Origin of the sequence: Lysinibacillus sp. ACHW1.5, assembly GCF_022014815.1 — a bacterium.
GTDB classification, from domain to species: domain Bacteria; phylum Bacillota; class Bacilli; order Bacillales_A; family Planococcaceae; genus Lysinibacillus; species Lysinibacillus capsici.
Window position 1 is genome coordinate 593,419 of sequence record NZ_CP091777.1, and the last position, 15,568, is coordinate 608,986.

The window sequence follows — 15,568 nt, forward strand, 5'->3', positions numbered from 1 at the left end:
ATAAAATGAGGTGATTTCTTTGTTTAAAGGATTTTATACAGTTGCAACAGGTATGATCACGCAACAAAGAAGAACAGAATTACTTACCAATAATTTATCAAATGCAAATACACCAGGATTTAAGGCAGATCAATCTACGATTCGCTCATTTCCAGATATGCTAATGTCTAGCATTGGAAAAACAAATGCTCCTGCTCACCAACAAGCTGGCGCTGAATATATGAGTCAAGTAGGAGCTTTAAATACAGGGACATATTTACAAGAAACATTGCCAAATTACATACAAGGCCAAATCTATAACACTGATTTTACAACAGATATGGCATTGATTAATGGAAACTTACCACAAAATGAAGATGGGGTTATGGGTTCAATTTTCTTCCGACTAGAACATCCTGCTGGTGGTGAGGCTTACACACGTAATGGTAATTTCACGTTAGATGGGCAAGGCTATTTAGTTAACGGTCAAGGATTATATGTACTAAATGATGCTGGGCAACGTATCCAGCTACCAAATGATGATTTCCGATTAGATGAAAGTGGCGCTATCTTTGTAAATAATCAGCAAGTGGCTCGTGTTGGTGTATCATTTGCCGCAAACCCGAACATGCTACAAAAACAAGATAATGGTCTTATTCGTACAGAAAATGGTGAGAACTTGCCAACAGCTTATGGAGCGAATGGAGTTTCCTTTACACTACGCCAAAACTTTTTAGAAGGGTCAAACGTAGATTCTAGTCGCACCATGACAGATTTAATGACGGCCTACCGTGCATTTGAAGCAAATCAAAAAGTATTACAAGCTTATGATCGTAGCATGGAAAAGGCTGTGAATGAAATCGGAAAAATTTAATGGGCGAACAGGAGGCTTTTATCAATGCTACGTACAATGATTACAGCTACAAACACAATGGGGCAATTGCAAAACAAATTGGATACAATTAGTAATAACATTGCTAACAGTAATACAACGGGCTATAAAACAAAGGAAGCATCCTTTAATGAATTACTTTATCAGCAATTTAATAATGATAAGCAGGATCGAGCAGAACGTCAAACACCTGTTGGTATTCGCTATGGATCTGGTGCAATGGTTGGGCAAATTAAATCCAATGAAAAGCAAGGTTCATTACAAACAACTAATCGTGATTTAGACTTAGCTTTCACAAAAGCAAAACAATATTTCAATATTTTGATGCCAGATGGTGAAAATGGAACTAAAACAGTGTATACTCGACAAGGTGACTTTTATTTATCTCCATTGAATAATGGAACAGCTATGCTTGTAACAGCAGAGGGTTATCCAGTAGCGAACGCTGCAGGACAAGCTATTACATTACCAGACACGGTTCAAAAGTTTGCTGTTCGAGATGGTGGCGTATTAGAAGCATCTTATCCAAATGGGGATATTATTCGTACGGATTTAGCTGTAACAGAATTCCAAAAACCGCAATTAATGGAACATGTTGCTGGTTCTTATATGGAATTACCAAATAATTTAGCTGAACTTGGCTATACGCAGGCAGAAGTTTTGACAGAGCTTGTGGGAGCCAACCGTCAGCAAATTGGCATGCAAAGTGGTACACTAGAAATGTCCAATGTTAACCTCTCAAAAGAAATGACAGAACTCATTCAAACACAACGTTCTTATCAATTCAACGCAAGAGCGGTGACATTAGCAGATCAAATGCTTGGACTAATTAATGGCATTCGATAGGAAGTTATCCAAAAACGCATAGTTAGGAATGAAGAGGAGTACAATCTATGACAAACGATTCACGTCGACGTTCTGTGCCGACACAAGAAACCGATACGCAACCGCAACCAGAAAAGAAAGAACGCCGCTCTACTGGAGAGCAACGCGAGGTTCGATGGGTGCAAATCCGACTGATTCCGATTTGGTTACGCATTGTAATTGTTCTCATTTTAGTCGTTGTTGCCGCAGCATTAGGCGCAATGTTTGGCTTTAGCGTTATTGGAGAAGGCAATGCTATGGATATTTTTAAACGAGAAACATGGCAGCATATATTTGATATTATGAATGGTAAAGAATAACATTATTCTTTACCTTACTTTGTGTATACATACTTAATTTTTGAGGGGGAAATGACATGTTAACAGCAGAACAAATTCAAGCAATTTTACCACACCGCTATCCTTTTTTATTCGTAGATCGCATCATTGAATTAGAAGACGGGAAACGTGCAGTAGGATTAAAAAACGTTTCAATTAACGAAGATTTTTTTAATGGGCACTTCCCAGGTTATCCAGTTATGCCAGGTGTATTAATTGTGGAAGCTTTAGCTCAAGTAGGTGGAGTGGCTTTATTAAATGCTGAAGAATTTAAGGGTCGTTTAGCGTTTTTAACGGGTGTTGATAATTGTCGTTTCAAGCGTCAAGTTGTACCTGGCGACCAACTTAAATTGGAAGTAGAATTTGTAAAACTTCGTGGTGCAATGGGGAAAGGTCATGGTGTAGCAACTGTAGATGGAGAACTTGTATGTGAAGCCGATATTCTATTTGCAATTGGGCCTGAACAGCCTAAACAAGCTTAATTTGCATTTGTAGACCAAAAGATATAAAATAGATAAAGTCAAGTCAAAAATTGATTAGTAGGTTCTTAAATTGCGATGGTAAATAAGCGATTGTGAATTGAAATAGATGTAATTTTTAGGTTTTACAAACGTAGGAGGATTATTAAGATGTATAAGGAATTGTCTTCAGGTATTAAAATTAGCATTACTCGTTCGATTTCAACATCTTTTGAAACATACTTAGCAAGTATTGGTTGGGATGAAGAGCGCTTTTCCATGGAAGACTTCATTGCAAGCTGGCAGACTTATTTTCAGGAGAATGCCGCATGGATCGAAAAAATCCCTGCTGATACATTGATGAGTGCACAGTTTCATGAAGAAATGGCACAAAAAATCGATGAGGTTATTGCCAAAATTTTAAATGAAGAACCAACAGCACAGCAAGTCGAAACAATCGAGGCATTGCAAAAAGAGCTAGGCACAAACTATAGCTACGACTGTAAAGCAGAGGCAGCATATATTGAACAGTTATTAAAAGAAAAACAAAAATAGTTTGTACAAAAATCGGATAGTTCCCTCCTTTCTCGGGCAATCTATGTAGGATCACAAATACAGTAGATGTATTTGATGACATAGTACCCAAGAAAGGAGGTTTTTTACTATGTGGAAAATGTCATTTTTAACCATCATTCTTGCAACTGCATTCCTTGGAGGTTGTAACTGGGGAAATAATGCAGTAGAAGATCACCCTGTTCGAGAAGTCGAGAATGACGTACGTCGAGGAGTCGACGATGTCGAGGACGCATTAGATCCGAATAATCGTGACGATGCATACGATCGCAATAATGTAAATGGGAATGGTGTAGATCGAGGTACTGTTAACGATAATACAACATTACCTGAAGCAACAACACCTGGTTCAAATGCCGATATCAACAGCACAAACGGCTATGACAACACACCAAATGCAAACGGTGTAAATGGTGTTGAACGTAATGACAACATGAACGGTAACAATAATAATGATGTTGTCGACGATAAAGTAAACAACACTGAAAAATACCGTGATGGTATGAATAACCGATAACATAAAAAGAGTGTTTCCTCTGCGGAAAACACTCTTTTTTATACCCATGGAAGCGGGAAATGCCAGAAGCAGAATACTCATGAAGGGTAACTAATCACTAATCAAGCATGGCCCTGAGAAAATTCCTATACTCCTATAATGACAAAACGAACATCTCCAACAGCCTTAAAGGCCTCCCCCTCATAGCAATAACCAAATGTAACCCAGCATCTTTAATTGTATTGTCCAGTAAACATAACAGTTGTCCAACAAAAAAACGATGCAAAAATTCGCATCGCTAGTCATTTTTTAATTTGGGCCGCTTTTTCATATCTTGTGTAAAGCGATCCAGTAAATCCTCTAAAGAAACACCCTCAGCAAGTAGCTCGGAAAGTAATTGTTCTGCATATTTTGATCGTTTAATTTTAAGCGTACCTTTTAATAGGACTGAAACATGATCACCGATTTCTTCAACCGTATGTACGATTACCTGAAAAGGAGCGGGTTCATTATCTGGAAATGAAATAACTGCACGTACATTGAAGACGGTAGCATTCGCTAAGAGCTCATCAAAGGTTGAGCGATATTGTTTTTCCATAAACAATTCAAGTACCCATGATTGATGGCTATTTTCCTGATTAATAATGATGCCATCGATTAAAGGGAATGGTTGCACGCCATCTTTCGTGACAAGGTCAAAGGAAAGCATTTTAAAAGTTTTCAATATGTATATTCCTCCTAAGTCTGTCATTCTTTTAGTATAACACATGAGGCAGCAGTTGTTTGTGATGCGCACCTGTGACGGTTTTTCAAAAACTGCGAAATTGCAGATTTCATGAAATAGCATTTGCCATTACAGCCTAAAGCATTCAGCTAAAAAATGAATAAAAAATAGAAAAATAAAAATGCTAATTTACCCAATTTATGCACAAAAACTGAAGGAAATTAACAATACTGATTTTTGCGAATGCTGGAATCATTTTGTAAGATGAGAGCAATCAAAAGCAAAGGAGGTGAATGAATGAATCAAGTCGGATTGGTTGGAAGGTTTACAAAAGATCCGGTGTTACGTTACTTATCTGGAAATCGTGTGCAAACTCATTTCTCACTAGCCATTAATCGTAATTTTAAGAACAATCAAGGAGAAGTAGATACAGATTTTGTTTTCTGTACAGCTTGGGGAAGGCTTGCAGAGAATATCGTTAAATATTGCGGTAAAGGTTCATTAGTCGGTGCCACTGGCCGTATTCAAACAAGGTCATTTGTAAATGAGGAAAGCACTAAGATTTTTATGACAGAGATAGTGGTTGAAGATGTTAGATTTTATCAACTTAAACAAAGAGATAGTGACGAAGCAGTTACGGTACCGCCGCAGCCACCGAATGAACAGGAACACTTAAAGGATTTTGTTTTACCTTAGCAAGTATAGTTTACATACGGGGCAAGAGAACATTCATTGTCTGATCCGCCATTCTCCTTATATTTCTTGCACCGTAACAAACAGAAAGGAGTGATGTGTAACCCTAATAAAAATTGCTGAAGACCGCACAGCAATGAAATTTTCAACACAACTAAATACGAATAATGAAGTAAGTAGGGAAAAGAAGTAGCAAGTTCCACTAAAAGAGCGCCAAGAACTATTTGCTCTTGGCGCATCTCATTTATTATAGATCTAATGTTATTAAATCGCGGAGTTCTTGATCTTCTAACTCGGTCAACCATTGGCTTGATTGAATAAGCTCCTCAGATAATGCAGATTTCTGCACCAGCATTTTATCAATTTTTTCCTCGATCGTGCCAATTGTCACAAACTTATGGACCTGCACAAATTGTGTCTGTCCTATTCGATATGCTCGATCTGTCGCTTGGTTTTCAACAGCAGGATTCCACCAGCGATCTGCATGTAAAACATGATTAGCTGCTGTTAAATTAAGTCCTGTTCCACCAGCTTTCAAAGAAAGGATAAATATAGGGAAATCTCCTGCCTGGAAAGCCTCTACTAAGCGGTCTCGCTGCTGCTTAGGCATGGCACCAGTTAAAAACGGTGCATCTACATTATATATTTCACTAAAGCAATGTTGTAGCAATTGTCCCATTCCAATATATTGTGTAAAGATGAGGCATTGCTCTCCATTGTCCACAATCTCAGCTGCCATTTGTACAATGCGCTCTAGTTTAGTCGAACGCGCAAGCATTGTTTCGGCATCCTCGAAAGGTTCCTTTAAATATAAGGCAGGATGATTACATAGTTGCTTTAATTTACTGAGCATCTTTAAGACGCGACCCTTTTTTTGAAAGCCTGTTAACTGCTCCAGCTGATCAAGCGTCTCTAAAATATAGCCCTCATAGAGTGAGGCTTGCTCTGTTGTTAATGGACAATATTCATTTGATTCTAGCTTATCTGGTAAGTTCAGCTGTAAATGTGGATCTCGCTTTGTACGACGCAATAAGAATGGCTGAATTTTAGCTCGAAGCTTCTGCTTATGCGACTCTGATTCATCCCGTTCAATAGGCAAAATAAATTCTTCATTAAAGCGACCAAAGCTACCTAGATAGCCCTTATGAATGAAATCAAAAATAGCCCATAACTCAGATAAACGATTTTCTACAGGAGTCCCAGTAAGAGCAATGTGATGGTCACCTAGCAATTTACGAATGGCTTTCGATTGTAAAGTTTGCATATTTTTTATGTTTTGTGCTTCATCAAGTACTACCGTTGCCCATTCGATATCCTGTAAAAATTCAGTATCCTGTGACACAGTACCATAGGTTGATAAAATGACATGTGGCCTTTCTGCAGTCACTAGCTTTTTAAACTCTTCATCCTTTGCTCGATTTGCTTGATAATGTGTATGCACAATCAGGGACGGGGCAAATCGAGCAAGTTCTTTTTGCCAGTTCCCAAGTACTGAAGTGGGACAAATAATGATGGATGGCTTTGTGTAAGTGGATGACTCATAAATATGAAGCAAATAGGTAATCAATTGAACCGTTTTTCCAAGGCCCATATCATCAGCTAGACATGCACCGAAACCTTGTTGGCGCATAAAGACTAACCATTCAAAGCCCTCTAATTGATAAGGGCGTAATTCGGTTTGTAGGGACAATGGAATCGAGACGGCAGGCAAGCCTTTCTTCTCCAAAAGTTGCTCCATGTATGATTTTAATGATTGTTGTATTTCCAATGCAAAGATTGGATCATCTCTCAGTGCATCATCTGCATCTTCTTCCTCAAGAGGGGCAGACAGGTCTTCTGGTAACTCCCTAAATAATAATTCTCGAACAGTCCAACTTTCGTCTTCTGCCTGTTGCATCAATTCACGCATTTCTTGCATCCAATTAGCATCTACTCGGAACCATTCAGTGCCAATACGAATAAATTCACGTTTCTCATCCACAAGTTTTTTAAATTGCTCAGCTGAAATCGTTTGTCCGTTCATAGAAAACTGCCATTTAAACGTTAAAATATCATCTAAACCTGCTACCTTCCTTGTAGAAACATTGCTAGTTGTAACGCGTACTCGAATTTTGGATTGTTTTAAATCCTTTAGCCATGCTGGCAGTACAACATCAAAACCAAGTGCCTGCAATCTAGCAAGATCCTCACGTAAAAAAGAGCGAACTTCTAAATCTTCCAGTGTCGCACGAATAAAGATATCACTATTGATTGTATCGGTGGATAGAAGTTCTACAATTTGCTGTTGTTGCTGCGTAATTTCAGTTGCAAACATTCGCCACTTTGTAGGTAGTGCTTCTTCTATAGGTAAGGATTGTTTACGAATAGCAGGTGTCCAGTAGTTTTTTGTTGTAGCAGTGCTTAGGACAGTTTCTAATAACCATACATCGGCATCTTCTTCTGGCTCACTTAACCGTAAAGAAACGGAAACGGCTCCCGCTTGACGAGCTTGATCCAATGGCCAGCCTCCACGTAGGAAAAAGGGAAGTAACTTTGGTAAATCAGCTAGTATTAGCCCAACCTGTGAAAGCTTCTGCTGTACAGCTGTTTCCAATAATGCTGAATCTACATGATCAATAGGGAAAGTTAATGATGAAAAATCATCTGCAATCACAGCATGTGACCAAAGTGATGGCTCTTGCCAGTATGCTTGTAATGCGTAAACTTTTTTTAACCATTCTATACTTTCTTCATTTGCACCACTCCAATTGATGAAAGGGTGCTGGAAGCTTGTTGAAAAAATATCGAGTAACTCAGCTGTAGAAACTTCAATTGTAAAATCAGCTCGATTTGTTAATAATCCATAAACATTTGCCTCATAAGTAAAGAATAGCGAAGAAATTAATGTATCAACATCGATTGTTGTACCATTTGCAGTAAAACCCTGCAACGTAAAATATCCTTCCCGAGCTACTTCAATACGGAGCTGTTGTGTTTTGGAAAAAGGGGAAGGAGCATTTATTGTCATCATACTAAGTTTCCTTTCTCAATTTCTTCTTGTAACGCACGCAGTCGTTTATATTCTGCACGAATGGTTTGCATATATGTTTCAAAATAAGCTGCTTTACCAGCTCGCTTTGCAGCACTACGCATACTTTTCCAAATACGCACAGCCTGTTTATAATTTAAGCGTGATTTTTGCGCAATTTCAGCCATTGCATAGACATGATATAAAGGTAAAACAGTTGCAGGTTCAACCTGTAATACATCCTTTAATCCACACATTTCTAAGTAGGAGAGGGATGATGGGTTTAGTTGATGTAGAGCTGCCCATTCCCGATAGCGACCTTTTTTAATTAAAAAACTTGAGAACGGCTGTAGTCCATACACACCAAAGGCACTATACAGCATTGCTTCCTCTTCCTCCGAAAGCTGAATCTCGTCAAATAAAAGTTGAAATTGCCTTACGTATTGGGCACGCTGAACGACTGGAACGACCTCCTGTAGAAATACTTCAGTCAAAGGTAAGATTGCTCGTAAAATGACTGCTAATGAATAGAACTCTCCGGCACGCTGAGCAAAAGTAGCTAGTTCAAACAAATCCTGCATTTGTGGTAAATCAATCTGTGCCAAACTTTCAAGCAATAAATCCTCTTTCTGTAATAGCACATAAAATAATAATTTTAGTGATTGTAGAGAAATTTCTGCTGAAGAGTGAACAAGATTATTTATAAATGCCAATTCCTGTTCACGTCGAGGCTTCTCATAAAAAAGCACTGCCCATAGTAGCATGTATAGACGAAGGCGATTCGCGAAAAGCCCTTGTCTTTCTAATAAAAATTCTCTTACTAGCTCTTGGATGGCATCATAAAATGGATCTGTCGCAAATAGTCGTGATCGATTAGAAAGCTCTGTAAGAATGCTCTCAAAAGATTGTGTGCTTTGCTCGATAAAATATTTCATATAAGGTGAATCTAACGAATGTCCAGGTGTTTCATTTAAATGCCGCCATATCGAATTAAAAATGGCTAGCTCCATATAGAGCTTATAAAGAGGTTGCCATTCACGCTCAAAGGGCATATGTCGACGAAGACGCTCCAAAGCATCGGTTCTTACAGCGGAAAGCCCATAGCCTTCTAGTATGCGCCCAGGTGGTAATAATCGTTTCATCACCTCATCCACCATCATTGACCAGCTTTGCGGGCTGCGTTCATCTGCTAAAGATTTTAATTGAACTGATTTTTGTGCACGCCAAGCACTCGACCAATTTTGAACCGAGTCAAAATATTGGTAGAGAGCGAGTAAAGCACCTACTTGATGTCGACACCATTTTGCTTGAGGACAGCTACAATGTAGCTCTTCCTTTGAAAAATCAATTTCAACAGAAGCGGGTCTGACATCTTGAACACTTGCATATAATATAGAACTTGCTCCATTAAATCGTTCAAAAACAATGGATTTATTTCTTACTGAAAAGACAGCACGGCGCACTAGTTCCTCATCTTCGGTAGAGGAAGGATGTAACCCTTGTTCAGCTTCTTTTAATTTTGTCAGCACAAATGCTTGATGCTCCTTAGCTAATTGCGATATAGACAATGCCATAACCTCACTCCTTTCATCATGTATGGCTATAGTTAACATTGTTAAATGTAAAAAGGAAAAAAAGACTGTCCTTCCATTATACGATTAAAATGCAGTAATGATAAGCTGAATGATCAGAAAGAAAAAAATGAGGTAAAGATAGTTAACAAGACTTTTAATTTGTGTTAAAATCTGAATAATCAGATAACTAAGGAGGGATGAAGGATGATGCAAGTTCAATACATGAAGCCGTTTTACACAAAAGTTACGGGAGATAAATTACGTCTCGTATTTGCTTATCAATATTTCTCTATTTTAAAAGAGAATGAGATTTTCCATTTCATTCCCATAGAAGGTAAAGAGATGATCATCAACATGAAGACACAGCAGATTGAAAATTTATCTGAGGTTTTTGTTTTCCAAAAAGGAAATCGCTTTATTCGGTTACCACTTTATCAACTATTGCTTATTACCAATGTTCATGAGCATTTAGCACCAATACTTGAAAGCGCTACACCAAAGCAACAAATTCCGATGGTTTCTACTGTGACAGTCGGTGAAATCGATCAGCTTATTGCAGAGCTAGAGGAGAAAAATTTGGATCATTTGATTGATCAGGCATTACTAGAGAATGATAAAGAACTCTTTTTCGAATTGCTACAGCAAAAGAGCCATCAACTTGGGGGTTTCAAAATTGAATAGATGGAATGTCCAGTAAGCACCTACTTATCATAAATGACAAGCAGGTGCTTTTATTTTGTATACGCTGATGTGATTAATCTTACTATAGCTATTAATAGTGAATTGCCAAACAGGACTGGCTAACAGTGTTGAATGCGCCACTTCAGGATGTTTCTTGAGCGAAATGTAAGCAATATATGACGTAATTATCAATGTTCTTGTTAAAACTCAATAATTTTTACTATGGAAATACAATTGTCACAATACAAAAGTTAGTCGCAAAAAAAGATGAAGTATATTGTAAAGCATGTTAACCATTAGGTCTTAACTTTAATAAAAGAAACGAATTAAATTCCCCTTATTATGTTGTTTTACATATTAATACGCTCATTTATTGACTAAGATGTTCCATTTTATAGCGCATAATAAATTAATATTATAATACATATATATATTAATATTAATTAACATATGTATTAATATATGATAGTATTGAGGTATAAAATGATATAGGGGGCTTTAATATGGTTAATTCACTCCAAGAAAGTATAAGAAGGAAATTGAGTGCAGGAAAAGAAGAAGGTGCTAATAAGCAAATTTCTCTTACACTTAATGAACACACACTGCAAAAGGCAGATGCTATTGTGGAACAATTTAAAATATTAACAGACGGTAATGGAGATTTACCTTCTTCTCGTAATCAACTAATTGAAGATGCTATTGAAGAATATGTAAATGCTGCATCAGATGTATTATTAAAAGATTATATGATCAACATAGAGGAAACTATGGATAAAGATGCCGATGATAATGAAGATTCAGCTGTAAGTACAGATTGGGATTTATTCTTTTGCCCAGCAAGAAATGAGGGATTTGAAGAAGTATTTTTAGGAAAAAATCAGTGGTATTCGGTTCGTATTGCATCTTGGCGCATTCCTCAAATAAAATATATTGCTTGTTATCGAGGGGCTCCTTATAGTGCAATCACCCACTATGCGAAAGTAAAAGAGATCAAACTATACGATGATGGAAAGTATATTATTTATTTTGATGGAGAAGCAATCCCTTTGGAAAACCATGTTATTCTTGGGAATAGTAATGTTATGACAGTAAGAAAAACACGATATACAAGTTTGGAAAAACTGAGAAGTGCTACAGAAGTATCTGAACTTTGGTTAGACTAATAAAAACGGTTTAATAATTCAATTGACGAAAAGGCTATCAAAAATTAAGTGATAGTCTTTTTTGACTTCTAAGAAATATTTAAGGATTTATATAAAATAATTCATTTCAAATTTCCAATTGCCTTAGATTAAAATTCATTTAGTTATATTTTCACTTTCGATTATACCAATTACTCTTTTTTAGAAAAAAATTACAGTCCATTGATTAGTAGAGTAAAGAATAGAATGATATATAAGTCAAGAAGGTGGTGAAATCATGCTTGGTAAGTGGTCGGCAACAGGGATGGCAATCCTGAATAATATGAATCGTCATTATGGGGCGATGAGTAAAGCTATGCTCCGAATTTCTTCTGGATATCGAATTAATAGTGCCGCGGACGATCCAGCTGGACTGGCGATTTCTGAAAAAATGCGTGCTCAAATTCGTGGCTTGAATATGGCAGCTAAGAATATACAGGATGGTATTTCGCTTGTGCAGACGGCACAGGGGGCACTGAATGAGACACATGCCATGATTCAGCGAATGCGTGAGTTAGCAGTGGAGGCAGCCAATGATACATTAACAGATGATGATCGTAAAAAATTAGATTTGGAATTTCAGGAATTAAAAAAGGAAATCCAGCGCACATCGACCGATACCGAATTTAATACGAAGACATTACTCAATGGGAATTATGAAACAACTGGCATCAAGATCCAAGCAGACGCCAATGCAGGGCAGAGTATCGAATTACTTATCAACGGGATGGGGTCCGAGTCACTTGGGTTGAAGGATGCTTCCATTACTACTCGTGAGGAAGCGGAAAAAGCCATGTCTTCGATGGATGAAGCCTTAAAACGTGTTTCTAATGAGCGCTCACGTCTTGGGGCCTATCAGAACCGCTTGGAACTATGCCTATAATGCCAATGTGAACACGGCTGAGAATTTACAAGCAGCAGAGTCTCGTATTCGAGATGCAGATATCGTAAAAGAGATGATGAATATGGTGAAGGCGCAAATTTTAATGCAAGCAGGTCAATATGTTTTAGCCATGCATATGCAACAGGCCCAGTCCATTTTAAAAAGAAGTAGGAAAAAAATGATGAATTTCAATTAACATTGAAATTCATCATTTTTTAATATTTATTTTGACAAAGCATCAATTGCTAATTTAGCAGTTGCAGTTGCTTCATCTTGCAATGGGATGACGGCCTGGCGCATTTTTTCTTGAACTGTTGTATAGGATTCAAGAATTGCTACAGCTTGTTCAAACAATGTTACACCATTCCAATCATCAACCTCGACATGACCGATGACAGGCTGATCAACGATATCAGCAAAAGCATCAATTTTCGGATCATACGAAATGGCAATAAACGGTGTTGCATAGATTGCCGAGAAAATTAAGGAATGTAGTCGCATACCTATTAATAGTTGAGATTGACCAATCACTGCGATTTTTTCCTCAATAGATAAATCAGCAGGAGCAATCAAGCTCTTTTCCTTCATAAGTGCTGCTACTTCCTGTGAAGTCACTAAATCATGCTCACCATGCATAGGCAGGAAAACGATTTGCTCACCCTGACGTACTAATTCATCTAGGCTGTGTGCAATTTTTTCCTTGTAGGCAACAGCGGAAGGCCAATCTCGAACGCTTACAGAGATATAGCTATCGGCTGACAAAGATACATTTTCTAGCCAATCACAATGAAAGTCATTACCGTTAAGTCCCATAACAGGATCTGGTACGATCTTGGTTTCTTTTCGTACACCGATCTCTGTTAAAAGAGCTAGAGAGGCTCTATCTCTAACCGTAATTTGCTCGACCTTATTAAAGACTGTACGAACAATGAATTTACTAAGCGGGTGATTGATTGGACCCATGCCTTGGGCGTAAACAAATACTGGCTTCTTCAACCATTTTGCGATTTGAATAACGCCCGCATAGTAAGGAATTGTTTTCATGCCTGTTTGATCCTGCATGAGACTACCACCACCACTAATCAGTCCATCAGCTGTTTTAAGTAATTGACGAATTTCTTTCATTTTCCATCGGTTGATGGCTTTGACACCATATGTTTGCTCAGTAGCTGCTGGGTTATTAGATAGTACCGTGATTTCTATATCACTTTGCCACTTTTTTAAAGATTGGATAATGGACAGTAAAATGGCATCATCTCCGACATTATCAAATCCATAATAGCCAGATAAAACAACGTGCATTATGACCACCTCGCGATTGCCTTAGAAACCCAACGATAACCGATTTTGAAGATTAGGATAAACACAAGTCCTACTACAAGACCTAGAGATACACTGTATAGTGTACGTAATACAGAAACAGCTACTGGGATGTGTAGGTGAGTAAATGTATTCATGATGGATAAGAAACCGATAACACCTGGTACTAGGAGAATACTTCCCCATTTGCGATTAATACCCATTACATATAACGCTAAAATGAAGAATGGGAAACCAATTAAAAATTCCTTTGTTCTTGGTCGAACATACAATGTATTTTCTAGCCATTGTCTAAAGGCTAATTCCATATCACTTACAGAGCCAGAGTTCCCTGTTCGGCTAATGTAAAACAATCCGACACCTGCCAACACAACGAGTAGTAGCACATGCCAATATTTTAACTCTTTATTTAACAATGTTACCGTATTCGATAAAGAGTTCTTAATGTTTTGTTCAGCTAGTCGGTTTACCTCAATCACTGTAAATAGTAAAACACCCATAATTGGAATAAGATAAACAAGCTTAACCCCTTTAAATACAGCAAAGCCTGTCATAAAGGCATTACCATTCAATAAGCCAATGACAATAACAATGCCAATTACACTAATTGCTACTGCCTTTAAGTATTGGACCAATATGTTAGACACCTTCGTAGAACCTTGCGCTGATTTGATAACTGCATAGGTTGGTGCAAGGACTGCAATAATGAGTGCAAATGCTTGTAAGAATAGAGTACTTTTCAGAATAAAGTACGCAATTGCTAGTACAGCCATAAAGCCAGCTGCCGCGATACGAAGAGGCATCCATTTTACTAATTCTGAAATGATAAAGGTAAATAAAATACCTGCTACTAATACGGCTGCTGTGACCCAAGCTGGCACTACTACTTTATCAAATAGCTTTGGTTCACCTGCTTTGAAATGATCTGGCATTGTGTCATGCACACCATTTAAATAATCAATCGTCTCTTCTACATTTTCTTTGGCATTACCTGTTGTTTTAATATGATAGAAGATGGAGCGAATATTACGCTCTTTGACAGCTCGTGTTGTACGATCAATACTTGCATTTAGCTTTAATTTAGTCTCTCTGTTGACATTGATACTATGCAAACGAATCATATTGTAATCCGTCATTTGAGCGATTTTACTTTCACCCTTAAGTGGGTTACTTTCAATTGTGTAGAAGTAATAGCCAGCCTCATTTAATTTTTCAACTAATTGATGGCCGTCTTCTTGTCCAAAACCAATAGCTTCATCACCTTGACCAAGTAAGCGGCCTGCCGAAGCCTCTTTTAAAGCGACTAATTGATTAACTAACTTTTCATTAGCTACTTCATTATCTGCATTTTCCACCTTAAAGATGTGGGCTAGTCCATGCTTACTAATCATGTCAATAGCAGGCTGATCATAGCCAATTGGTGTTTTTAAATCAAAATTGTGGTTAGAAGTAGGGAGGAAATAAAAAGGCTCTTCTCCTATTTGTACTTCCTCTGGTTCAACGCTCTCCATGATCAGCTTTTGGTAGCTTTCATTTTCAGGCACTCGAATATAATAGCCGCTATTAGAGATATCAACAGCATCTTTATAGGGTGTAAACAATAATTGGGCTGCTAACTCACTTTCTTTATAAACAGTAATTAAGTTTTGCTTTTCCATTTCCTTTAATGTTAAGGGCTCTAGACTCACAGTATTCAGCCCAGCATCCTTTAAGGAGGAAAGAATTTCATCCATTGTTAGGTCGCTATTTTTTTCTGCGGTTTGTATTTCATCATAGGGAATAACAATCTCATAAGCATCATTCGATTGCTCCGCATTCCACCTCTTCATGATACCTGTAGAGGAAACGACGAGTAAAAGAACAATGATTCCCCAAAGCCATTTCTGTTTTGACATAAGTGTCCTA

Annotated in this window: 14 protein-coding genes and 1 pseudogene; 10 read left to right on the forward strand and 5 right to left on the reverse strand. The window is 37.7% G+C overall.

Annotated features, from left to right (window positions below):
- The first annotated feature begins 19 nt into the window (after positions 1–19).
- The 6 genes from L6W14_RS02780 to L6W14_RS02805 all read left to right on the forward strand — a co-directional run bounded on the left by L6W14_RS02780 (position 20) and on the right by L6W14_RS02805 (position 3,621).
- Positions 20–853, forward strand: coding sequence for a flagellar hook-basal body protein (locus tag L6W14_RS02780; RefSeq protein ID WP_237899271.1), 834 nt, complete (start codon positions 20–22; stop codon positions 851–853).
- A gap of 24 nt (positions 854–877) precedes the next feature.
- On the forward strand, positions 878–1,717 hold the full coding sequence (locus tag L6W14_RS02785; protein WP_237899273.1) for a flagellar hook-basal body protein: 840 nt from the start codon (positions 878–880) through the stop codon (positions 1,715–1,717).
- 47 nt (positions 1,718–1,764) lie between these two features.
- Positions 1,765–2,055: a DNA-directed RNA polymerase subunit beta gene (locus tag L6W14_RS02790; protein WP_004269489.1), complete on the forward strand. Its 291-nt coding sequence runs from the start codon at positions 1,765–1,767 to the stop codon at positions 2,053–2,055.
- A gap of 56 nt (positions 2,056–2,111) precedes the next feature.
- Entirely contained in the window at positions 2,112–2,555 is a 444-nt protein-coding gene (fabZ, locus tag L6W14_RS02795; RefSeq protein WP_131520801.1) for a 3-hydroxyacyl-ACP dehydratase FabZ, read from the forward strand.
- 147 nt (positions 2,556–2,702) lie between these two features.
- A complete protein-coding gene (locus L6W14_RS02800; protein ID WP_004269491.1) occupies positions 2,703–3,086 on the forward strand; it encodes a hypothetical protein in 384 nt (127 codons plus the stop codon).
- 109 nt (positions 3,087–3,195) lie between these two features.
- Positions 3,196–3,621 carry a hypothetical protein gene (locus tag L6W14_RS02805; RefSeq protein ID WP_048395642.1) on the forward strand — a complete coding sequence of 142 codons (426 nt, stop codon included), beginning with the start codon at positions 3,196–3,198 and terminating at the stop codon, positions 3,619–3,621.
- Positions 3,622–3,898: 277 nt separating this feature from the next.
- Here L6W14_RS02805 and L6W14_RS02810 read toward each other — a convergent pair whose 3' ends face one another.
- Positions 3,899–4,324, reverse strand: a complete 426-nt coding sequence (locus L6W14_RS02810) for a YwpF family protein (RefSeq protein ID WP_131520802.1) — start codon at positions 4,322–4,324, stop codon at positions 3,899–3,901.
- A 297-nt stretch (positions 4,325–4,621) separates the two neighbouring features.
- Between L6W14_RS02810 and L6W14_RS02815 the strand changes: the two genes are divergently transcribed.
- Positions 4,622–5,020 (forward strand): single-stranded DNA-binding protein, encoded by a 399-nt coding sequence (locus L6W14_RS02815; protein WP_131520803.1) that lies wholly within the window; start codon positions 4,622–4,624, stop codon positions 5,018–5,020.
- Positions 5,021–5,264: 244 nt separating this feature from the next.
- Here L6W14_RS02815 and L6W14_RS02820 read toward each other — a convergent pair whose 3' ends face one another.
- Both L6W14_RS02820 and L6W14_RS02825 read right to left on the reverse strand, forming a co-directional pair.
- Complete coding sequence (locus tag L6W14_RS02820) at positions 5,265–8,027, reverse strand: DEAD/DEAH box helicase (protein ID WP_131520804.1); 2,763 nt, start codon at positions 8,025–8,027, stop codon at positions 5,265–5,267.
- On the reverse strand, positions 8,024–9,598 hold the full coding sequence (locus L6W14_RS02825) for a hypothetical protein (protein ID WP_131520805.1): 1,575 nt from the start codon (positions 9,596–9,598) through the stop codon (positions 8,024–8,026). Before L6W14_RS02825 ends, L6W14_RS02820 begins: the two co-directional genes overlap by 4 nt.
- A gap of 204 nt (positions 9,599–9,802) precedes the next feature.
- Here L6W14_RS02825 and L6W14_RS02830 point away from each other — a divergent pair, with 204 nt between their 5' ends.
- The 3 genes and pseudogenes from L6W14_RS02830 (at position 9,803) to L6W14_RS02840 (ending at position 12,539) form a co-directional block, all read left to right on the forward strand.
- Positions 9,803–10,279, forward strand: a complete 477-nt coding sequence (locus tag L6W14_RS02830; protein ID WP_004269498.1) for an IDEAL domain-containing protein — start codon at positions 9,803–9,805, stop codon at positions 10,277–10,279.
- A gap of 503 nt (positions 10,280–10,782) precedes the next feature.
- Positions 10,783–11,442, forward strand: coding sequence for a ribbon-helix-helix domain-containing protein (locus L6W14_RS02835; protein ID WP_131520806.1), 660 nt, complete (start codon positions 10,783–10,785; stop codon positions 11,440–11,442).
- A gap of 256 nt (positions 11,443–11,698) precedes the next feature.
- A pseudogene (locus L6W14_RS02840) lies at positions 11,699–12,539 on the forward strand (flagellin).
- Positions 12,540–12,565: 26 nt separating this feature from the next.
- Here the strand turns inward: L6W14_RS02840 and csaB are convergent.
- Both csaB and L6W14_RS02850 read right to left on the reverse strand, forming a co-directional pair.
- Positions 12,566–13,645: a polysaccharide pyruvyl transferase CsaB gene (gene csaB, locus L6W14_RS02845; protein WP_237899278.1), complete on the reverse strand. Its 1,080-nt coding sequence runs from the start codon at positions 13,643–13,645 to the stop codon at positions 12,566–12,568.
- Entirely contained in the window at positions 13,645–15,558 is a 1,914-nt protein-coding gene (locus tag L6W14_RS02850; protein ID WP_237899279.1) for a DUF5693 family protein, read from the reverse strand. Before L6W14_RS02850 ends, csaB begins: the two co-directional genes overlap by 1 nt.
- Between the last annotated feature and the right edge of the window lie 10 nt (positions 15,559–15,568).